A 22,959-nucleotide genomic window follows, 5' to 3' on the forward strand; every position below is an offset into this window, starting at 1 on the left:
TATGGGTTGTGTCTATCCCTTCGTTACGGAATACTCTACCAATTTCATAAACTTTTTCCATACCACCGACTATTAAACGTTTTAAATGTAATTCTAACGCAATACGGAGATACAATTCCATGTCCAAAGCATTGTGGTGCGTAATAAATGGTCGTGCAGCAGCTCCACCAGCAAGATTATGCAAAGTTGGTGTTTCTACTTCTAAGTAATCTTTTGCATTTAAAAAAGTACGAATTTCTCTAATAATCTCACTACGTTTAGTAAAGCGATCGAAACTTTCTTGATTGCTAATCAAATCTAAGTAACGTTGTCTGTAACGTTGTTCGATATTAGTTAATCCGTGATACTTATCTGGCAAAGGTCTTAAAGCTTTCGACAGTTGTACAATAGTCGTTGGTTTAATGGTTACTTCACCTGTATTTGTTTTCATAACTGTTCCTGTAACTCCAATAAAGTCACCTAAATCAGCACTATCAAATGTTTGATAGTCTTCGTCACCGACAGTATCTTTACGCACGTAAACCTGAATAGTCCCCTTGCAATCTTTCAGGTGTGCAAAACCAACTTTTCCTTTTCCACGCTTGGTCATTATCCGACCAGCAACCGTTACAACATCTTCTTTTTCGGCAATTTCTTCTTTTGTAAATTTATCATAGTTAGCATGTACTTCATTCGATAAATGTGTTCGATCAAAACGTCCACCAAAAGGATCAATTCCACGTTCACGTAGATGGGTCATCTTTTCTCGTCGGACTTGTAATTGATCATTCATTTCTTCATGTATTTCTTCGTGACTCATGTTTCCCACTCCATTTCTCTTATTCATCCATTTGTTACGTTGTCTCCTTAATAATGCCAAGACCGTACAAAAAAAGCAAGTGAATTAAAGAAGTTCTTATCTATTCTCTCACTTGCTTTCTTATCTATTTATATTTTCATGATTTTTCACGCTATTTTTTAGTTAATCTTTTTTCCACTTAAATTAGGGCGTGTTTGAAAACTATTTCTTTTTATCTTGTTCTCAATCTTCATTAGGAAATAAGGCTGTTGAAAGATAACGTTCTCCATTATCAGGAGCAATTGTAACAACTTTTTTACCTGAGCCTAATTTAATGGCTACATCTATCGCACCTTTAATAGCTGCACCTGAGGAAATACCAACTAATAATCCCTCCATTAAAGCTACTTTACGAGTCATTTCAAAAGCTTCTTCACTTGTAACGTGTAAAACTTCATCATAGACGAGCGTATCTAATACTATGGGTACGAATCCTGTTCCGATTCCTTGGATTTTATGAGGACTAGGTTTTCCGCCACTCAAAACGGGTGACTCCGTAGGCTCTAAGGCATATATTTTCGTATTCGGATTTGCCTGTTTTAAAACTTTCCCAACACCTGTTAATGTACCACCTGTTCCAACAGTAGCGACAAATGCATCTAACGATTCGCCATCGAAAGCTGCTAAGATTTCAGGACCTGTAGTTGCTACATGAACAGCAGGATTAGCCATATTTTCAAATTGTAGTGGCATAAAATAACCCGGTTGACTAGCTATCTCTCTAGCTTTTACGATAGATTCTTTAATTCCACCTACACCAGGTGTTAATACTAGTTCTGCACCATAAGCTTTTAATAATTTACGACGTTCAATGCTCATAGTATCAGGCATAACAAAGACAGCTTTATAACCTTTTGCTGCGGCAATCATCGCTATTCCGATACCTGTATTTCCACTAGTTGGTTCAATAATAGTATCTCCTACTTTTAACTTACCTTCTTGTTCGGCGACTTCAATCATATTCATTGCTATCCGATCTTTGATACTTCCACCGATGTTTGAAGATTCTATCTTAACATAAACATCTGCTGCACCCATTGGCACAATCTTGTTCGATAGCTTTAATAAAGGTGTATCTCCAATTAAATCTGTGACGCTTGTAACAACTTTTACCATTGGCTTATTCCTCCTCAATAGTTTCTTTATTAAATGATTTTAGAGTTTCTTGGGCTTAATAGCAAGTATAATCTATTTATCTACTGCTTTAGCAAGTATAAGAAAAAAGTTACTAAGCAACGGTAAAAAAGCGAATAAGTTCAGTCTAATTTAAACTATTCTGTACTTATTCCCTTTTTCTATATCTTTTATTTACTTTTCTAAATCTTTCCTTAACTAACGGCTTCCACTTTTAAACTTTCTAGGTCCGCAACATCAAAATGGTATTGATTACCACAAAAATGGCAACTCGCTTCAGCGCCTTGATCTTCTTCAATCATGCTAGTAATTTCTTCTACGCCAAGAGTAATTATTGCCGTTGCAAAACGTTCTTTTGAGCATTCACATTTAAAGGATACTGGTAATTTTTCTAAAATTTTAACATTTCCTTCGCCTACTAGACGATTTAAAATAGATTCTGGACTTTCTCCTTCTTCCATTAATTGAGAAATCATTGGAATAGAAGCTAAGCGGTTTTCAAGAGCTGTGATTGTTTCATCTGTAGCGCCTGGCATCACTTGAATCATAAAACCTCCAGCTGCCTTAATAGAATCATCGGTATCAACTAATACACTTAACCCAATTGCAGATGGAGTTTGTTCTGAGGTCGCCATATAATAGGTGAAATCTTCACCTAACTCTCCACTTACTAACGGAACTTGTCCAGAAAAAGCTTCTTTCATTCCTAAATCCTTAGTCACCGTTAACGTACCTTGCGTCCCTACTGCTGCACGAACATCAATTTTTCCAGCTTCATTTAATGCAAGACTAATTTTTGGATTAGCGATATAGCCTTTCACTTCGCCTTTTCCATTGCTATCAACAATAATGTGGCCTGCTGGACCGTCACCTTCAACTTTTATCGTCATTTTCTCTTCACCTTTTAAGGTAGCTCCAAGTAAAATCCCACCTATCATTGTTCGGCCTAAAGCTGCAGAAGCTGCACTCCAAGTTCCATGTCTACGTTGAGCCTCTGCAACAGTTTCTGTAGCATCAACAGCATACACACGGACCTCACCATTATAACCTAAACTTTTCAATAAATAGTCTGACATTTATTTAACTCCTTCGTCAATCGTTTTTAGTTTATTCTTACTTTAATTCAGAAAATTACTAAAGTAAAGTAAGTGTTCTTATTATTTAATAGTGAATAAAAAGAAGGAGCGCTAATACACGCATCCTTCTTTTTATAGTATGAATTAATGACTAGTTAAATCATCATCATTTTTATCTGGTGCATTTCTTTGTTTGTGATTATCTTCATCGACGCCTAATTCTTTTTTTACATCTTCTGCAATTTCTTCAGCGTCTTTTTGTGGTGTACGTTTTTTAAATTCGTTCTTTAAACGATCTGCTTCTTTTTTTTCTCTTGCACGTTTAATTTCTTCGAATGTTTTTCCTTCAGTTTCTTCATGAGGAAATTCATCTTGCGAAGAGTTTACTGGTTCAGGCATTTCGCCTGTTTCAAATAAGCTCTTGATAGTACGCTCGTCTAGAGTTTCTAGTTCAAGTAATTTTTCAGCAATCAGTTTATGCGCATCTTTATGCTCTTCAAGAATCTGACGAGCTTGATCGTGCGCTGCGACAACAATACTGCGAACTTCTTGATCGATTTCAAATGCTACTTGCTCAGAGTACGCTTTAGTTTGACCGAAATCGCGTCCAACAAAGACTTGATGATTTCCCTCATATTGAACTGGGCCTAATTTATCACTCATTCCATATTCGGTTACCATACTTCTAGCTATAGCAGTAGCTTGTTGGAAGTCGTTACTTGCACCTGATGATTGTGAGTCAAAAACTAATTCTTCTGCTACACGTCCACCTAGCAAGCCTACAATCTGTTCAGTCATTTCTTTTTTAGTCATTAAGAAACGATCTTCTTTAGGAAGCATAATGGCGTATCCGCCAGCTCTCCCACGAGGAACAATCGTTACTTTATGAACAACACGGGCATCACTTAAAACCATTCCACAAATTGTGTGACCTGCTTCATGATAGGCGATCATTGCTCGTTCAACTTTACTAATCACACGATTTCTCTTAGCTGGACCTGCAATTACTCGGTCTTGAGCTTCATCTAAATCTAATGCATCAATCGTTTTCTTATTGCGTCTTGCTGCTACTAGAGCTGCTTCATTCAATAGGTTTTCTAAATCGGCACCCGAAAAACCTGGTGTTTGAGTTGCAATAACTTTTAAGTCTACATTTTTACTAATCGGTTTATTTTTAGCGTGGACCTTCAAGATAGCTTCGCGTCCCTTAACATCTGGATGTCCCACTAAAATTTGACGGTCAAAACGACCTGGACGTAACAAAGCAGGATCTAAAACATCAGAGCGGTTTGTTGCAGCAATAACGATAACTCCTTCATTACCAGAGAAACCATCTAATTCAACCAATAATTGGTTCAACGTTTGCTCGCGCTCATCATGTCCGCCACCCATTCCTGCGCCACGTTGACGACCTACTGCATCAATTTCGTCGATAAAGATAATCGATGGTGCAGTTTTCTTCGCATTTTCAAATAAATCACGCACACGACTTGCTCCTACTCCGACAAACATCTCAACGAAATCTGAACCGGAAATAGAATAAAATGGTACGCCAGCTTCACCAGCAACAGCCTTAGCAAGCAATGTTTTACCCGTACCAGGAGGTCCTTCTAATAAAACACCTGCTGGGATACGTGCGCCAAGTTCAGAAAAACGTCTTGGATCCTTTAAGAATTCAACAACTTCAACAAGTTCTTCTTTTTCTTCATCTGCACCAGCAACGTCAGAAAAACGAACTTTATTAGCTTTATTATCAGATTCTTTTGCTTTTGATTTGCCAAAATTCATGACACCGCGTCCACCTTTACCGCCACCGCCGGCTTGTCCACTTTGCCCCATCATCATATAGATGAAGAATACAAAAATGACTAAAGGTAAAACAGAAACTAACAATGTTACCCAGATGCCTGTAGATTCCTCAGGAAGTGGTGCTACTTCTATTTTATTTTCTTTTGCAAGAGAATTAATTTCACTTACGGTTGAGTCATTTTGTAAAACAGATGTTGTGAAATTTTTGCTAGATGTTTCTGTTGAACCAAAAATACTGATTGCTGAATCAGACTCTTTTTTCAAAGGTTGAGCTTCGCGATATTCTCCAGTGATTTTATATACACCAGCATTAGGTTGGATTGTGTATTTTTTGATTTCATTTTCTTCTAATTGCGTTACGAATTCACTAGCTGGAATTTCAGTAGTTTGTTCACCAGATGAGCCACCTGTTGCCCAGGTCACGATTCCAATAATTCCTAGAAATACGATTGCATAGAAGACTCCATTTTTTAAGAGTCCTTTTTTCATTGTTGCCCTCCTTCTACAAATAAACCTTCATAGTTTTTTTCTGTATTTTTTATTTTCAACATATTAAATCCATGTCATCATATCACATTTGACCATCATTGACCATTTATTTCTACTGATAAATTTCCGGTTTTAAGATACCAATGTAAGGTAGGTTACGATACTTTTCATCATAATCTAAACCATAACCAACTACAAATTCATTGGGAACTAAGAAACCAACATAATCAGCTTTCATATCAACTACTCGTCCTTCAGGTTTGTCTAGCAACGTAACAATTTTAATTGATTTTGCTTTACGGTAACGAAACATTTCTATTAGGTAATTCAACGTTCGTCCACTATCAATGATATCTTCAACAATCAATAAATCTTTTCCTTCAACATTTGTATCTAAATCTTTAAGAATCTTTACTTCACCTGAAGAAGTGATACCCCCTCCATAACTTGAAACATCCATGAAGTCCATCTCAAGATAAATATCCATTTCTTTTATCAAGTCTGACAAGAAAGGTGTTGCCCCTTTTAAAATTCCAACAACTAACGGAGTCTTCCCTTTATAATCAATCGTCAGTTGTTTACCTAGTTCACTTGTTCTTTCTGCCAGTACTTCTCTTGAGAAAAGCACACGTTCAATATCATTTTTCATAGTTTTTAAGTTCTCCCTTTCAATACGGCCTCTTTTATCTTTGGTAAACGAGTATGTATTGTATTTTATCAGTTTCGCGTTGAATAGACAATCTAGATTCCTTATATTTTAACAACCAGATAATTTCATCTAAAGAATCGGTTAATATAAGCATTTCTTCTCGTGCTTTTAAAGGTATTTTTTGATCAATTAAAATAGTTTTAATTTTTTTATGGCCTATATCCATTCCTTTTAATGTCATTCGATCTCCAGGCTTACGATGTCGAATGAGTAGAGGTAAACTAACTTTACTTGGTTCAATCCAAATGTGCTCGTCTTTTTCAAAAGGTGAAGTAGTATTGGCTTCTATCTGAAATAAGCCAATACGCGCACCGTTCGTTATAGAAACCCATTGACCAAGCAAAAGCTTTCTTTCTTTTCGAAGAAGAAGGGATTCACTAAATTTATTTTTTTCTAAATAAAAGTGCTGATATTCACGTCTAGCCTTCCAGCCATCTGGCAAATCTAGTTGAGCATTAGACTTAGTCCCAGTCATTAAACCCAGTAATTCTTCTACTTGTTTTCTAAGCATTTCAACTGGATAAGCATGATAAACCTTTTCTATTAAAATATGCTTTAAGACTTGTCTTTGAGTTTCAGGTTCACAACTCAGTAATACACTTCTATCTAGTTCATAAAAATCAGATTTACTTTCCAATAATATCTGTTCAGATTTTTGTTGAATGACTTGGTTAGCTAAAAATAAGACATCCGATAAATCAGCTGAAAAATCTTTAAAATGAGTTAAAACTTGTCTGTTTTCAAGTTTTAACAGAGGGGCAATTTTTTGGCGGTAACGATTACGGGTATACAACAAATCTACGTTTGTCTCATCTTCGTAATAATCTAGATGACGAGCTTGCTATATGCGTAAATTTGTTCTTTAGAATAATGCAACAATGGTCGAACAAGTAAACCTATTCCAAAAGGACGTTGTGCCTGAATACCCGTCATACCTTCTAATTGTCCACCGCGTACTAATCGCATTAAAATGGTTTCTAATTGATCATCTGCGTGATGAGCTGTTAAAAGATGTGTGGCTTTAACTACTTGCATTGTCTCTTTGAAAAAAGCATACCTGAAATTACGAGCTGCTAGCTCTACTCCTGTTTCAGGATGTTTTTTACTATCCCAATGACGACTAAAATAAGGAACGTTTTTTAAACGACACTGCTCTTTCAAAAAACGTTCTTCTTCCATAGATACAGCGCGTAATTCATGATTTACATGAACAACACCGTACCAAGGACGCAAAGTATCTGGTAACCGCTGAATTAAATCTAATAAAACCATTGAATCAACTCCACCAGAAACAGCAATCAATAGTCGATCCGAGGACTTCCAAAGAAGATGTTGTTGACATTTTTCCGTAAAATCAGAAGACACTTCCATTTCCCTCTCACCCCGTATAATAAGTTTAATTCTCTTATACTTAACTATTTACCATTTTCCAGTTGCTTTTTCTATTATTTATTTAACTTCTTCCTATAATAACAAAGAACGATAAATATAAAAAAGGATAAGTCTCCTTATCCTTGGTTTTTCTTTTTAATTACGACGTCCGCCTCGACCGCCGCGTTTCCCTTCAGTACTTCGTTTTAATATAGTTAAGCGATCATCACTATCTTTTAAAAATGATGACATCAATGAATCAAAATCATCTTTTTTAGGTTCTACACTCTTCATTCCACGAGCGTTACCACGTTGGCTTTGGTATCCACCACTACGAGGAGCAGCACTTTCGCGACGTCCTTGGTAACCACCTGTTTTTTCTTGAGGACTTGAAGCAGGTTCAACTGGTTTATCGACTGCACGCCTAATAGAAAGACCGATTTTACCATCGTCTCCGATAGACATAACTTTTACAGTGACTTCTTCTCCAATTTTTAATACATCTTTGATATCTTTGATAAAACTATCGGATACTTCACTAATATGAACTAATCCAGTTTTTCTGTCTCCTAGATCGATGAATGCACCAAAATTTGTAATACCTGATACTTTTCCTGTAACTTTATTTCCCACTTCAATTGACATATAAAATTGTTTCCTCCTTAGAACTTGTATGCTTATTATAGCATGCTATCTGGTGACTTCAAACAGTTTATTGTTAATTAATCATTTCTTTAGAAATAATCGTATTTTTTCCAAAAAACTGTCTGTAGTTCTACTTTTAATGGCATTATGAATCACTTTTTTGTACTCTTTTTTCTTTTTCTTTTATTTCTTCTATAACTTTTGCAGCATTATCTTCCGGAAAACTAAAAATTATCTCGTTATCCTTAGATAAATAATATTGGCTCCTAGCCAACTTAGCAACATAATCTTCATCTTCTAAGCGTTTAACTTGGATTCGCAACAATTCTTGTTCTTTTTTGGTCCCTTTTAACGTAATTTTTTCTTGCTGTTTTTCAATTTCCATTTTTGAAATAGATTGCACATTCAAAAAGATTTTTAAGGAGAAAAAAATAATAACAAACGAACCTATCAATAAAATAATTGTCACTCTCATAAGCATCTTACGCTTTTTTTTCTGTTCACGATGAGCTTGAAGGGTCTTGGATTTTGTATAATCATTTTGTAGCCTAGCAATATTTTTCGGCTCTTTTTTCTTCATAAACTCCCCATCCTTTTGCTACACTATTAGCCTTTTTATTATAGCAAGAAAGCGGATGCGTTGTCTAATATATTGATAAATAGAGACCTTACTTACTTACTTGCTTTCATCACTTTTCGATTCTTCACTGATAACTGTATACATTTCTTTGGTTTCTTCTTTTTTGGTTGATTCAACAATTTTTTCTATTTTCACAACCATTGTTTTGTTTCCAAAACTAATCGTTAATTCATCTCCAACTTTGACATCAGATGAAGATTTAGCTATTAGCCCATTTATTTGAATCCGACCTTTATCTGCAACTTCCTTGGCGATCGTACGACGTTTAATGATACGTGAAATTTTTAAGAATTTATCTAATCTCATTCTTTTCTCCTCATTTCTTCTGATTTTATTTTTTGCCAAAGTATCTCTACTTCTTCAATACTTGCTGCTTCAACCTCATCAAATACATGCGGATGTCGTCTGCGTAACTTTTTGTTAAGCGTTTCTAGCACTTCTTCTAGAGAAAAATAGCCAGAGCGCTCTCCTAAATTAGTGTGGTATAAGACTTGCATTAGGATATCTCCTAATTCTTCGACCATATTTATGTCATCTTCTTTTTCAATCGCTTCGATAAATTCGGCTGTTTCTTCTTTTAGATAAGGAATTAAGCTTTCGTGTGTCTGTTTTTTAATCCAACTATCGCCAGTTTCTCCAGTGATTAAATCAATATAGTATTGGGCTGTTTGGAAAGACTTCGTTTGATCATCTCTTGCTAAAGGAGGGATATACATTGACGTTAAATTGTGAACACCTTGCATGCGATCGATTTCAACTAGAGGAAGCCATTCAACTTCTTCTGTTTTGCTCCCAGCCGCATGGACAAATGCTACAACATGATCATCTGGGTATTTCTCCGTTAAGATTAGTTTAACATCACTAGCAATATATTGATTAAATACTTGCATGATAATTATGTGTTGTCCCAATTCTAGTTCATCTTTTTTTAAATCTAACGCGTCAACTAATTGAAAACCTTCTATTGGATCAATTTGAACGGCTTGAAATAAATCATCTAAAAAGCTTTTCCCGCCTTTGATGTTAATCTCAATTCCTTGTTTGCTTGCTAATAATAGTTGAACAGATTTTTCTGCAACCATCGGATGTCCCGGAACAGCATAGATAATATCTTGGTTGTTTGCTAACTCAAGCAATTCTTTTGAAATTGTCTCATAGACTCCTTCAAATTGCCCATTGTTTTCGTATACCGCATCAAAAGAATGAAATTCAAATCCTTCTTCTTCTAATTCTGAAACAGCTGGATGCAACTTTGTACGCAAATAAACAGGCTGATCACTTTTCAACAAACGATAAACACCCATCGGTAGTTGTTCCAAGTCTCCTGGTCCTAAACCTACTACACTAATTCTCCCCATTCACTTCACCTGCTTTCTTAACATTTTTTTACCAAAAGGCAACGATAGCCATTCGCGAATAGTTAAAACATCTAAACGAAATAAGCCATAAGAGAATACGCCAATTCCTATCGTCACACCTATTATTGTTAGAGTAAAAGCCTCTAACCGGTTCCCACCATTTAAAAGCCAATTTTCCGCTACTTGCGTTGCTACTCCTACTACTATTGCCATCAGCAGACTGAGTAAAACTAATTTTAGAACTATCCTATTTTTAGCAGCTTCTTTTTTCAAAGTATGCGGCAAACCTAATTGAATAACAAATAAAATAAGTCCTAACGATAATACAGTCGCTAAACTTGCTCCTATTGTACCAAATTTTACAATCAGCCAATTATTTACGAACCATTTAGTCAACAAACCAACTAATAAAGCTCCTATCGTTAAATAATGATGGTTTTGACTTTGTAAAATAGCATTATACGTACCTATCAACGAAGCGAACAAAATTGCGACCATATAAATTCTTAAAACTCCGACTCCAGAACGATCTCCGAATAATAATTGATTGATATAAGGCATTAAAACAATGAGACCGGTTGTTGCAGCTAGTGAAAAAGTAGCTGTTATACGGACCATTGAACTAGCTGAGCGGATAAACTCTTTTTCTTTTTTTTCACTAAATGCTCGACTTAATACCGGAAGAAGTGTAGTTGAAAAAGCTGTTGCAACAATCATTCCTAGTTGAATCAAGGGTTGTCCTCGGTCATAAATCCCTTTTGCATTCTTAGCTAGTTGGGATGACATTCCTGAATACGTTAAACCTTTATATAGTGTAAAAGAATCAACTAATTGCAACAAAATCAATAACGCACTTAACAAACAAATAGCTATGCCTTCTGTCATAAAACGCTTGGTTAAAGTAGTGTAGGAGATGAGTTCTAGCGGAGCTTCTAGTCGAGAAGAGAACTTTTCATCTGTCTTCTTTTTTCTTAAAAAAGCTATTACTAAAATTAAACTAGCTGCTAGTCCAGCAATCCATGCACTACTCATGGCCACTGTCCCCATTTGATAGATATCCCATTCCAAAAATTGATACATCAACGCCGCAATTAAAATAACAGCCACACGAACAACTTGTTCCACAACTTGTGAGACAGCTGTCGGCATCATACGAAACGTTCCTTGAAAATAACCTCGCGTTGTCGTTAATAGCGGTATCAATAAAAACAACCACGAGACTGACTGGATAATCGGAATAAGTTGTACATCCCCCATCCCTTTTGCAATCCAGCCTGATCCAAAAAAGATTAAAGAAAATAAAAAGAGCGAAAAAATAGATAACAAGATAAAAACTTTTTTTATTGTATTCACTTGCTGTTCTTTATTTTTTTGTTCCGCAATGAGTTTAGATAAAAAAACCGGTAAACCGGTTAAAGCTATCGTCATCCCAACGCCATAGATAGGATAAACTTGTTGATAAACATAAAAACCGGTATTTCCTACGATATTTTGGAATGGTACCCGATAGACAGCACTCAGAATTTTTGCAATCAAAGCTGCTAAAGAAAGTAGGACTGCGCTATTCATCGTTTTTTTCATTTGTTGATTATCCAAATAGAAACCTCACCTTTCAAACTACAGTGTTTAGATTACTCTCATTAGTCTTCAGATTTTTTTCTTCGATATGTTGCAATAACTTTTGCAAACTTTTGAAGATAATCTAACCACTGGTAAGTGTGAATTTTTTCAATTTGTATCGTTACATGGAATTTATTCTTTTTCATTGTCATATTGGCTCCTAATGGTACTTCACCAAGCGCTCTAAAGATTTCTTCTGCTGGTAAAGCAGTTGAACCAGACTCAGAGAATGTTATCTCGAGCTCTTGTTCCAAGCGTCTGATTGTCTCAATCAATGCACGTTCGCTATACAACTTAATTAAACCAATTACTAACAGATCCGAAACTTCGTCTGGATACTCGCCAAAGCGATCGATAACTTCATCTTGTAACTGCACGTATGTTTCTTCATCACGTAATTCACGTATTCGTTTGTACACTTCAATTTTTTGACGCTCATCTTCAATATACGTACCAGGCAGATACGCATTGATGCCTAAATCAATTTCTACTTGTGTCGTTTCTTCTTTTTCTCCTAAACCGCGCTTGCGGGCAACTGCTTCACTTAGCATCTCTGAATACAAATCGAATCCAACAGAATCAATAAAGCCATGTTGTTGAGACCCTAACAGATTACCGGCTCCACGAATAGACAAATCACGCATAGCAATTTTAAATCCTGATCCTAATTCTGTAAAGTCTTTAATCGCTTGTAATCTTTTTTCACTGATTTCATTCAAGACTTTATCGGCTTTATACAAGAAATAAGCATAAGCTACACGATTGCTCCGCCCAACTCGACCTCTTAATTGATAGAGTTGAGATAGTCCCATATGATCAGCATTTTCTACAAATAAAGTATTCACATTGGGAATATCCACACCTGTTTCAATAATAGTCGTCGTAACAAGTACATCGTATTCTCCTTCGATAAATTGGAAAAGCATATTTTCCAATTGATTTTCAGTCATCTGTCCATGGGCAAATCCAATACGAGCTTCAGGAATCAATTGCTTTAATTCTTCAACTTTTTTTTCAATCGTAGCTACACGATTGTGTAAATAAAATACTTGCCCACCTCTTGCCATTTCTCGCTCAACAGCTTCGCGAACAGCCCCGAGATTTTGCTCCATAACATAAGTTTGAACCGGATAACGGTTAGCTGGCGGCGTTTCAATAATGGATAAATCACGAACACCTAGCATCGACATGTGCAACGTCCTCGGTATTGGTGTTGCTGTCAAGGTCAAGACGTCCACTTGGGATTTTAACTGTTTTAATTTTTCTTTGTGTTTTACACCAAATCGTTGTTCTTCATCTACAATCAATAATCCGATATCTTGAAATTCAATGTCCTTAGATAAAATTCGATGGGTTCCTATTACGATATCAACTTGCCCTTTTTTTATTCCTTCAATCGTTGCAATTTGTTGTTTTTTTGTTCTGAATCGACTTAATAAACCGATCTCAATAGGAAATTCTGCAAAGCGTTGCTTAAGTGTTTCATAATGTTGTTGAGCTAAAATAGTAGTGGGTACTAAGAATGCCGCTTGTTTGCCTTCTTGAATAGCTTTAAAAATAGCACGCATCGCGACTTCCGTTTTCCCATAACCAACATCACCTACTAACAAACGATCCATGGGCTTTTTACCTTCCATATCATGCTTGATTTCAATTGTACTACGTAATTGATCAGGTGTTTCTGTATAAGGGAAAGCATCTTCAAATTCTTGTTGATAATCATTGTCTGCAGGGTACGCGTAACCGACTTCTTGCTCACGAGCAGCATATAGTTCGATTAATTCATCTGCGATGTCTTCAATTTTACTCGCTACTTTGCTCTTAGTTTTAGCCCATTCAGTCCCACCTAATTTATTAATTTTAGGTGTTTTAGCTTCTGAAGAAACATATTTTTGCAGTAAGTTTAATTGAGTTACAGGAATAAATAACTTTGCATCATTTTTATAAATAATAGACAGATAATCTTGATGAATACCATCTATCGTCAAGGTTTCCATTCCTGTATATTTACCAATCCCATGATTTACATGGACGACAAAATCACCCGGATTGAGTTCGCTGTAACTCTTTAACCGTTCAGCATTAGATAAAGATTGGCGTCTGGGTATTTTCTTTGTTACTTTATTGAACAACTCACGTTCAGTTAACAGCACTAACTTATCCGTTGGCAGTTCAAAACCATTTTGAATGGTACCTTTTAAAATCTGAACTTTTCCTACTTCAATTTTCTTTGGTTTAACAACTTTACTGGTGATTTCAAAATCCTTAAAGATTTGCTGAACTTTATTTGCTCGCTCATCACTAGGCACTATAACGATAACCGTATTATTTTGCTTGATCCACCTATCCAATTCTGTTTTTAACAGGGGCATTTGCCCAAAGAATTGTTGCATATTTCGATAGGAAAAAGGATGGATTTCTGAAAAACGTAAATTCCCCATCCCTTTTTGGAAAAGTGAAAAGTATAAAATATCTTGTTTAATTGTTTTTATTTTATTACGAAAATCATTAGAAAAAACTTGTTTTTGTAAAATACGATGCTCTGAAAGTTTTTCTATGACCCACTCAGATTCCTCTTTTATCAATTGGCGATCTGTTTCCATAATTCGTGGATATTCATCTAGAATAACGATGCTTTTTTTACTAATGTAGTCTAAAATACTGACAGGTTCAGGATAAACGTAATCTGTAAACATCGCCAGTTGATCCATTGGCTCTCCCTTATCAAAAGCATCTATAATTGGAGTAATGTATTGTGTGAAAGTTTGTTTTGCGTCAGCTTCTTTTAACAATGCTAAGTTATGTTCTACAGCTTTTGAAAATCGTGGGGCAGCACTTTGAAGCAAACCATGTGTGTAGAGTGTATCAATAGCCGGCAAGATGGTTATCGATTCGATAGTTTCAATTGAACGCTGATTATCTGCATTAAAATAGCGTAAAGAATCAACTTCTACATCGAATAAATCAATGCGAATAGGATGTTTTTCTGTTAAAGGATAGATATCGATAATCCCGCCACGTATACTGAATTCCCCTGGACTGCCAACTAGTTGTTGTCTGACATAGCCCATATCTACTAGTCTGCGAGCCATTCCTGTTGCATCTAACTCGCCTCCTTGTTGCACTTCGAAACGAGCATTCTCCCATATTTTCTTAGGCGGCAATAATTTACGAACTCCGGCTAGCGGAACAACAATAATTCCTGGTTTTCCAGAAAGTAAAAAATCTAAAGTCGCTACTCTCTCAGTTCTAGCTTCTGGGGATGAGATAGACATTTCAGCATGAAGCATTTCTTCAACTGGAAATAAATGCAAGTTTTCTTCAGCAACAAAACCTGAAAAATCTTCTACTAATTGTCGAGCATGAAATAAATTATGCGTGATTAAAACAATTGGTCGTTTCTTTTTTTCTAAAATCGCATTTGTTACTAAAGTTCTAGCTGAACCAGCTAATCCTGTAACCAATTGAACCTTTTGCTCGCCAATTCCTGCTAATAAACCTTTTACATCAGGCGAATCAGCTAATATTTTATTGATATCTCCCACTAGATAAGCTCCTTTTTTTGTTTTTTCAGATGATAAAAGAAGCTCATTTTCTTACTGAGCTTCCTTTTGAGCTACTTTATTTTTTGTTGTATTGATTCATTGCGTCGCTAAATGGATGCCCACTGACCCAATAGTCAATCGCAGATGCGCCGTCTTTAACAGCAAACGAAATTATTTCTTCTTTCTCTTTTGAAAATCCACCTAAGACATGGTTTACTACAGTTTGATCGAAAAATGGACGGTCAATACCGATACGAATGCGGTTAAAATTAGCTGTTCCTAGGTGTTGAATCAAACTTTTTATTCCGTTATGGCCTCCAGCGCTTCCTTTTTGTCGAAGACGAATTTTTCCAGCAGGTAAATCTAAGTCATCGTAAACAATAAGAATATCATCGATCGTTACATTAAAATAATCCATTAGAGGTCTTACTGCTCGTCCGGAATCATTCATAAATGTTTGTGGTTTTACCAATATGATTTTTTCTTTTCCTATAAAAGTTTCTGTATACAGAGCTTCAAATTTACTTTTATTGAACGTTAAATCGTGTTGTGCAGCGTACTCATCCAATACCATAAATCCTATATTATGCTTAGTATGTGCATATTTCGTGCCGGGATTTCCCAGGCCAATAATCATTTTCATATCAGTTATTCTCCAATTTCAGTTATTTCTTTTCCAATAATTTTTATTTAGTATAAGCCTATCGAGAACTGCACGCAAAAAAATGCCGCACGAAATTCTCTTCGTCCAGTAGTATTTTTTACAGTATACCATATTTTAAATTACAATAGAAAAAACTTGCTTTTTTCTATTTTTTTAGTCTGTTTTTTCAGTAGTTTAATTGATATTTTTGCTATTCCAAGCATTTTTTTCTTTTATCATAGGAGAGACTAACCATATTTTTATCCTTCATGCCTTAGAGCTATACCTTTAACTAGAATAAGTTCTTGGATTGATTACGTAATTTTGATCAAAACAATGTCTTTAAAAAAGTATCCACAATAATCTTCAACTTGTTTTGAAGTCATCAGGATAAAGCATAAACAGGTAAAAATATAGTTTCTCTTCATTCGAACAACCCTTTACTTACCCTTTCAATTCTACTACAAAGGGTTTTCTATTTGGAACTCCAGCAAGTTAATCTGTATTAGATAGTTTAATGAACTATTCATTCACTTTCAATAGTCCTTGCTGTTTGTTCTTTATTTCTTAATAGACACCTCCTAGTTTTATTAGTATTGCTTCTTTTTCTAGATAAGCTTCTGCGATTTGAATGCTTGTATTTCTTGATTTTAAAGCATAACCTACTCATTACTCACTGGAAAAAGAATATAAGCAATCAGTTTATTTTCTTCAAACTTACGTATACTTATTAAAGACAGAATTTTTATTCTGTTCTTAGTTTTTTATTAAGTTAACTTTTATTTATTCGCTTTAAATTATTCGTTATTTCTACCATTCTAGTATGTTACATCATTTCTTGCTCCATTAATCAATTTTCTATCTGTTTTATGAATTTATTATTTAATTACTTAAATTAAAATTACGTTCATTTTCATTGGTTTATTATTCTATTTTAGTTGATAATTTTTTTAAAAATGACCATAAGGTTAGAAAAAGAGCAAACTCAGTGAAAATTTACTGCTAAATCAAATGAATGTGTTTTCATTTTCAATAAATTGTCTTCGTTCTATTTCAACTTCTTATCTTTGAGTGTTATAATTGAAGGGTAACTTAAAGCTTATGAGGAGGACTAGACATTATGTATAATATTAAAATAAAAAGTCACCAAAAAGTTATCATCGTAGGGGACGGCGCAGTAGGTTCTAGCTATGCTTTTTCTTTAGTAACACAAAATATCGCTCAAGAAATCGGTATTATTGACATCGATACGAAAAAGGCAGAAGGCGATGCAATGGATCTCTCACACGCATTAGCTTTTACCTCTCCTAAAAAAATTTATGCGGCTACCTATGAAGATTGCAGCGATGCAGATATCGTTGTTATCACTGCTGGAGCAGCTCAAAAACCAGGTGAAACTCGCTTAGACTTAGTTCAAAAGAATTTAAAAATATTTAAAGGTATTGTTGGGAGTATTATGGGAAATGGTTTTGATGGTATTATTATTGTTGCAACTAACCCAGTAGATATTTTAACTTATGCCACTTGGAAATTCTCAGGCCTTCCTCAGCATCGGATTATCGGCTCAGGTACTTCTTTAGATAGTGCTCGTTTCCGTCAAGCTATTGCTGATTTGACAGGCGTAGACTCACGTAATGTTCACGGGTATATTTTAGGTGAACATGGAGATACAGAATTCCCTGTATGGTCACACGCTAACGTAGCAGGTCTTCAAATTTATGAATGGATCAAAGATAACCCTGGCGTAGATGAGCAAGCTTTAGTTGATATGTTCTTTAAAGTTCGTGATGCTGCCTATGATATCATCGAACGAAAAGGAGCTACTTTTTACGGTATCGCTGTTTCATTAACGCGCATTACTAAAGCAATCTTATCTGATGAGAATGCTATCTTGCCTCTTTCAGTTTACCTGGATGGCGAATACAATCAAAAAGATATTTTTATTGGAGCACCTGCGATTATAAACCGTCAAGGTGTCAAAAGTGTTATTCAAATTCCTCTAAACGATTCTGAACAAGAAAAAATGAATCATTCTGCTGATACACTCAGAAAAATTACACTAGAAGCAATGAGAACACTAGAAGAAGAATCAAACTAATTTAAAATTGCTAGAAAAGAAACGCGTCTTTATTATGAAATAAACTAAAAAAACACATTTTTACTTATTACGTAATAAGCAAAAATGTGTTTTTTGGTTTGATTATTCACAACACAATTGAAAAATTGTTTCTGCATAGATATCCATTGCTTGAAATAGTTCATCCAAGGATATCCCCTCATTGCTTTGATGAGCTAAACTTTCTGATGTTGGAAAACGGGACCCAAAGGCAACCATATTTTGCATAGTTCTTGCATAAGTAGCTCCACCCGATGTGAGTGGCTGAGTTAAATCATTTGTTTTGCTTTGATAAATAGCCATTAGCGTCTGAACTAACTCATCTTCTTTTGGAACATATAAACCAGCTACACGATCAAACTCACAGTACTCTAAACCATAAGGCTCTATTACTTCTTTAAGTATTTTCACTAAATCTTCTATTGGAAAGCTAACTGGGATGCGTAAGTCTAACTCTATCTCTGATTTTTTTTCATTAATAGAAAGAGAAGCCACATTAAAGGTTAATTCTCCGGTCATCTCATCTTTTATTTCACCAAATATACTCAATCCATTGGTTTCATCACCTACCTTTTCAGCTAAAAAATTCACCGTTGGATGTGGATGAATATGAACTAATCCTTTTGCTAATTGATTAATTGCGTTGACTCCTTGGTCTGCTACACTCGCATGAACGGCCTTACCGTTTACCGTAATTAGATTTCCGTCAAATGTCTGAGCAACTCCTATTTTGGTCAATTTTTCATGTACTAAGTTTGCATCTTTACCTTGAAACTCAGCACGACCAGGAACGATATTAAATGCATCGCCACAAGCTAATGTGATATCTGAGCTTCCTGGACCAATTAATTTCACCTGTAATAATCCTTTTTCGGCATAGGTTACAGGAAAAGAACTATCTGGAACAAACCCCATAGTTGGCTGCTCTTCTTTAGCGTTATAATGCTCCATGCACCGCCAAAGTGTTTCTTCGTCTGTTCCAAAAACGAAGCGAATGCGTTTCTTAAAAATAGCTCCTTCATCAACTACTGCCTTAAACCCATATAAAGCTGCAATGGTTGGTCCTTTGTCATCTTGCGAACCACGTCCTATCAACTTTTCGTCTTTAATAACTGCACCAAATGGAGGAGTATCCCATAGATTCACATCTCCCTCAGGTACAACGTCTAAATGGCATAATACGGCTACTAACTCTTCACCTTGTCCGTAATCAGCATAGCCATAAAATCCTTCTGGGTCCGAATAAGTTTTCATTCCCAGTGTTTCGCAAATACTCAGTGCTTCTGCTAGACAATCAGCAATAGCTTGTCCAAAAGGCGGATAAGTTTTTCCATTCCCAGTATTAATAGAAGGAATACTGACTAATTTTTTTAATGCGGTTATACTTTCATCTTGGTGTGCTTCCGTTACCCAATTTTTCATAAAATAACTACATCTCCCTTTTAAAATTTTACTCTCTAATAGAAACATATTTTAGATTGACACTATTAATTTGGCTCAAGTAATAGTCTTCTACGTTCTCCCTCAATAACATTGCTTGGGCTTGTTGGTAAAGTGGCACAATTGCTACGTCATCCATCAGAATTTTTTCAGCAGCTAAATTATTTGCCCATTTTTTTTCTGGATTGTTACTATCTACATCCATAGATGCTTGAACGAATTTATCGTATTCTTCGCTTGAATATTTCCCACCATTAAAAACAGAACCAGATAGAAATAAACTCAAGAAATTATTTGTATCGTTCGTATCTGCACCCCAACCGGATAATAATAAATCAAAATCACCATTATCGCCTAATTCAATTCTATTTTTGAAAGGGACATTTTTTATAGTCACCATTACACCGGGTAAATTTTTCTCGATTTTGTTTTGTAAATATTGGCTTACTTTTTTTGTTACCTCATCATCATCAGCAACTAACTCTAACTCAACATCCGTTAGGCCCAATTCTTTTTGTGCTATCGCCCATAACTGGGAAGCTTTTTCTGGTTGATACTCTAGATAATCTCCAGCTGCTTTTCTAAAATCTTCGCCTGTTTCAGGATTTTCTACTAAACCACTTGTTACCAAACCACCTAAAGCTTTAGAGCCGTTAGCCATAATGTTATCTGCTAGTTCCTCACGTGATATTGCCAATGCTAAGGCTGTCCTCATATTTTTATTTTTTAATGCTGGGTTATTTAGGTGATTTAGTTCTAAATAAACAGATTTTGCCATCAAAGGTGCCATAAATTCAGAATCTTGATTATATTGTTGAGCAAATTCTCCAGTCAACGCAATCGAATCAATTTCGCCATTATTGTATAAATTTAGACCCGTAGATGTTTCTTTAATCACTTGATTCGTAACTTTTGTTAAAGCAACATTCTCTTTATCCCAGTATTGCTCATTTTTTTCATACGTCCACGATAAACCTGTTCCATCCCATTCTTTTAAGATAAACGGACCATTATACAATGCTGCTTCACTACTCGTTCCAAATTTTGAACCTTGAGTACTGATAAATGATTCCTTTTGAGGAAAGAACGTTGGTTTAGTAATCAACTTCAAAAAGTTTTCTACTGGTCTTTCCAAAGTAATTGCTAACTCTAATTCATTTAGCGCTTTTATCCCCAGTTCATCAACCTTAGTTTCTCCCGCTAAAATAGCTTCAGCATTTTTTATATCTGTCATTACAAATGAATAGTTAGCAGCTGTTTCAGGATTAACAATTCGCTGCCAACCATATTCAAAATCCGCTGCCGTCAAAGGTTCACCATTAGACCATTTTAAATCAGGTTTCAATGTAAACAGATACGTTAACTGGTCCTCACTTACTTCGGGTGCTCCTTCAACTAAAGCTGGAATGGCTTTTTCGTTAGTATCTAAGCGGTAAAGACCTTCCATCACTTGGTTTAAAGTACTAAAACTAATGGTGTCTTGTGATAAAGCTGGGTCAATTGTCGGCAATTCCGAGGCAACACTTAGATTAAGTAATTGTTCTGTCTTATCTTTTTCTGAAGCATTCGAAGCAGAATTTCCATTAGCTGCTTGACTATCAGACAATCCACATCCACTCATAACGACCATTCCTATAGCAAAGTAAATAAGTTTTTTCATTTTCATATCTCTCCTTTTTTTTATAGTTTATTTTCTTATCATATTCTAACCTGTTAAAGCTTTTTCCTATCATACAAGATTAAACATAATTATACAACATTAATCCCCATTTTTAACAAAAAAAGATAAAATATGCATTATAAATGCATATATCAGCTATAGATTTTTTTGTGTACAAAAAATAAAGCTGAAAGAAAACATTTCAGCTTTATTCTAAAGAGGTATAATGAGATCATCTTCAGAATCTTTATTTGAATTGATTGCTTTTATTTCAATAATTAATTTGTGAGGCAAACAGATACTCGTCTCACCAGGTCTACTTATCCAACCCGTTTTCACAGCAATTTGGTCAGGACTATTGTCTTCTTTGTTTCGGATTTTTTTTCCATCTACTTCAATAATATTGTATTGTCCATCTGCTGGATAGAAAGTAAACTTCTCGTTTTTTGTTTGATCCGATAGCTCTACTTGTTTAACTTCTTTGCCATTGATTGAAACAATTGCAATGATTGTGCTATTTTGGTCTATCAAGAAATTCTGTCGATTAAATACAATATATGGAATAAATGAACCAATTAGTAATAAAATAATAATAGCCACATCAAGTGGTTTAACTAATTTCTTATACTGTTTAAATTTAGTCATAAAAATTGGCTCCGTCCATTCTAATCTGTTAAGTAAATTTTCTACTAGCCTTATTGTAACAAGCAATAGCTAACTCAACAAGAGCAACATTACTTCTTAATCATTATTTTAGCTTACAAAAAAACACAAGAAAAGCTCATGAGCTTCTCTTGTGTTTTTTTAATTTTAGGATTATTTACGACTTTCCTTAAATTTTCTTTCAAAAAGTGGACTAACAGACTTATTTTCATGAATCCGTTTGATCGCATCTGCCATTAATGCACTAACGCTTATTCCGATAATTTTATCAATTTTTTTATCTTCAGGAAGATAGATAGAATCCGTTACAATCAATTGTTTGATTCCAGAATTTTGAATACGTTCAATTGCAGGGCCGGATAAAACTGGATGTGTGCAACAAGCATAAACTTCAGTAGCACCCGCTTCTTCTAAAGCTTTTGCAGCTAAAGTAATGGTTCCTGCTGTATCAATCATGTCATCGATTAAAATACACGTTTTACCTTCAACAGACCCGATAATATTCATTACTTCTGCTACATTAGCTTTTGGACGACGTTTATCAATGATTGCAATTGGCGACTTTAAGAATTCAGCTAATTTACGGGCACGGGTAACTCCGCCATGATCAGGTGAAACAACTACAACACCTTCACCTTCAAGACCACAGTCTAAAAAATGATTTGCTAAAAGAGAAGCTCCTAATAAATGATCCACTGGCATATCAAAGAATCCTTGAATTTGTGAAGCATGTAAATCTAATGTCAGAATACGGTCTGCTCCTGCAGCTGTAATCATATTAGCAACTAATTTTGCAGTAATAGGCTCTCTTGAGCGTGCTTTACGGTCTTGTCTAGCATATCCATAATAAGGAATAACTAAGTTTACTGTTTTTGCACTAGCTCGCTTTAATGCATCAATCATAATCAACATTTCCATTATATTATCATTTACTGGACTAGAAGTTGATTGGATAATATAAACATGATCTCCACGAATACTTTCTTCAATATTGATTCGAATTTCTCCATCGCTGAACTGATCCACTGAGAGTTTCCCTAATTCTACTCCTACATCATTAGCAATTTTCTCTGCTAATGGCTTGTTAGAGTTTAACGCAAAAATCTTTAACTTTGGATCAAAATAGTGTCCTGACATAGTGACCTCCACTTTCTTTATTTTCAAGAATATCCTTTGTTTACCATTCAACTCAATACTAGTCAT

The 22,959-nt window shown here is 35.2% G+C and carries 19 protein-coding genes (1 of these 19 cut by a window edge); 1 reads left to right on the forward strand and 18 read right to left on the reverse strand.

What is annotated here, in order from left to right; genetic code table 11:
* The 14 genes from lysS to pth form a co-directional block, all read right to left on the reverse strand.
* Positions 1–799, reverse strand: the 5' portion of a protein-coding gene (lysS, locus tag B9Y54_RS02635; RefSeq protein ID WP_085558836.1) for a lysine--tRNA ligase. 698 nt of this gene lie to the left of the window's left edge; the window shows 799 of its 1,497 coding nt (coding positions 1–799); the start codon lies at positions 797–799; its stop codon lies off the left edge, out of view.
* Between the two features lie 222 nt (positions 800–1,021).
* A complete protein-coding gene (gene cysK, locus B9Y54_RS02640; protein ID WP_085558837.1) occupies positions 1,022–1,954 on the reverse strand; it encodes a cysteine synthase A in 933 nt (310 codons plus the stop codon).
* A 212-nt stretch (positions 1,955–2,166) separates the two neighbouring features.
* Positions 2,167–3,048 carry an Hsp33 family molecular chaperone HslO gene (hslO, locus tag B9Y54_RS02645; RefSeq protein WP_085558838.1) on the reverse strand — a complete coding sequence of 294 codons (882 nt, stop codon included), beginning with the start codon at positions 3,046–3,048 and terminating at the stop codon, positions 2,167–2,169.
* 144 nt (positions 3,049–3,192) lie between these two features.
* Positions 3,193–5,346 carry an ATP-dependent zinc metalloprotease FtsH gene (gene ftsH / locus B9Y54_RS02650; RefSeq protein ID WP_085558839.1) on the reverse strand — a complete coding sequence of 718 codons (2,154 nt, stop codon included), beginning with the start codon at positions 5,344–5,346 and terminating at the stop codon, positions 3,193–3,195.
* A gap of 112 nt (positions 5,347–5,458) precedes the next feature.
* Positions 5,459–5,995 carry a hypoxanthine phosphoribosyltransferase gene (hpt, locus tag B9Y54_RS02655; protein WP_085558840.1) on the reverse strand — a complete coding sequence of 179 codons (537 nt, stop codon included), beginning with the start codon at positions 5,993–5,995 and terminating at the stop codon, positions 5,459–5,461.
* A 34-nt stretch (positions 5,996–6,029) separates the two neighbouring features.
* Positions 6,030–6,848: a tRNA lysidine(34) synthetase TilS gene (gene tilS / locus B9Y54_RS12685; RefSeq protein WP_234987795.1), complete on the reverse strand. Its 819-nt coding sequence runs from the start codon at positions 6,846–6,848 to the stop codon at positions 6,030–6,032.
* Between the two features lie 32 nt (positions 6,849–6,880).
* Positions 6,881–7,426, reverse strand: a complete 546-nt coding sequence (gene tilS, locus B9Y54_RS12690; RefSeq protein WP_234987796.1) for a tRNA lysidine(34) synthetase TilS — start codon at positions 7,424–7,426, stop codon at positions 6,881–6,883.
* Positions 7,427–7,582: 156 nt separating this feature from the next.
* Complete coding sequence (locus B9Y54_RS02665) at positions 7,583–8,071, reverse strand: S1 domain-containing RNA-binding protein (RefSeq protein ID WP_085558841.1); 489 nt, start codon at positions 8,069–8,071, stop codon at positions 7,583–7,585.
* Positions 8,072–8,216: 145 nt separating this feature from the next.
* A complete protein-coding gene (locus B9Y54_RS02670; RefSeq protein ID WP_085558842.1) occupies positions 8,217–8,651 on the reverse strand; it encodes an FtsB family cell division protein in 435 nt (144 codons plus the stop codon).
* A gap of 96 nt (positions 8,652–8,747) precedes the next feature.
* Positions 8,748–9,017 (reverse strand): RNA-binding S4 domain-containing protein, encoded by a 270-nt coding sequence (locus tag B9Y54_RS02675; protein WP_085558843.1) that lies wholly within the window; start codon positions 9,015–9,017, stop codon positions 8,748–8,750.
* The gene (locus B9Y54_RS02680) at positions 9,014–10,069 is read right to left on the reverse strand and encodes a MazG nucleotide pyrophosphohydrolase domain-containing protein (protein ID WP_085558844.1); all 1,056 of its coding nucleotides are present in this window, start codon (positions 10,067–10,069) and stop codon (positions 9,014–9,016) included. The genes B9Y54_RS02675 and B9Y54_RS02680 overlap by 4 nt, the downstream gene beginning before the upstream one ends.
* Positions 10,070–11,665, reverse strand: coding sequence for a putative polysaccharide biosynthesis protein (locus B9Y54_RS02685; RefSeq protein WP_085558845.1), 1,596 nt, complete (start codon positions 11,663–11,665; stop codon positions 10,070–10,072).
* Positions 11,666–11,709: 44 nt separating this feature from the next.
* Positions 11,710–15,234 carry a transcription-repair coupling factor gene (gene mfd, locus B9Y54_RS02690; protein ID WP_085558846.1) on the reverse strand — a complete coding sequence of 1,175 codons (3,525 nt, stop codon included), beginning with the start codon at positions 15,232–15,234 and terminating at the stop codon, positions 11,710–11,712.
* Positions 15,235–15,310: 76 nt separating this feature from the next.
* The gene (gene pth, locus B9Y54_RS02695; protein WP_085558847.1) at positions 15,311–15,877 is read right to left on the reverse strand and encodes an aminoacyl-tRNA hydrolase; all 567 of its coding nucleotides are present in this window, start codon (positions 15,875–15,877) and stop codon (positions 15,311–15,313) included.
* Positions 15,878–16,997: 1,120 nt separating this feature from the next.
* Between pth and B9Y54_RS02700 the strand changes: the two genes are divergently transcribed.
* Entirely contained in the window at positions 16,998–17,975 is a 978-nt protein-coding gene (locus B9Y54_RS02700; protein WP_085558848.1) for an L-lactate dehydrogenase, read from the forward strand.
* A 102-nt stretch (positions 17,976–18,077) separates the two neighbouring features.
* Here the strand turns inward: B9Y54_RS02700 and B9Y54_RS02705 are convergent, their stop codons facing one another.
* The 4 genes from B9Y54_RS02705 to B9Y54_RS02720 all read right to left on the reverse strand — a co-directional run bounded on the left by B9Y54_RS02705 (position 18,078) and on the right by B9Y54_RS02720 (position 22,893).
* The gene (locus B9Y54_RS02705) at positions 18,078–19,415 is read right to left on the reverse strand and encodes a M20 family metallopeptidase (RefSeq protein WP_085558849.1); all 1,338 of its coding nucleotides are present in this window, start codon (positions 19,413–19,415) and stop codon (positions 18,078–18,080) included.
* Between the two features lie 28 nt (positions 19,416–19,443).
* The gene (locus B9Y54_RS02710) at positions 19,444–21,093 is read right to left on the reverse strand and encodes a peptide ABC transporter substrate-binding protein (protein ID WP_085558850.1); all 1,650 of its coding nucleotides are present in this window, start codon (positions 21,091–21,093) and stop codon (positions 19,444–19,446) included.
* Between the two features lie 213 nt (positions 21,094–21,306).
* Positions 21,307–21,738, reverse strand: coding sequence for a NusG domain II-containing protein (locus B9Y54_RS02715; RefSeq protein WP_085558851.1), 432 nt, complete (start codon positions 21,736–21,738; stop codon positions 21,307–21,309).
* A 171-nt stretch (positions 21,739–21,909) separates the two neighbouring features.
* Positions 21,910–22,893 (reverse strand): ribose-phosphate diphosphokinase, encoded by a 984-nt coding sequence (locus tag B9Y54_RS02720; protein ID WP_085558852.1) that lies wholly within the window; start codon positions 22,891–22,893, stop codon positions 21,910–21,912.
* Positions 22,894–22,959: the final 66 nt, after the last annotated feature.

This window comes from Carnobacterium iners, from assembly GCF_900177385.1.
In the GTDB taxonomy this organism is placed as follows: domain Bacteria; phylum Bacillota; class Bacilli; order Lactobacillales; family Carnobacteriaceae; genus Carnobacterium_A; species Carnobacterium_A iners.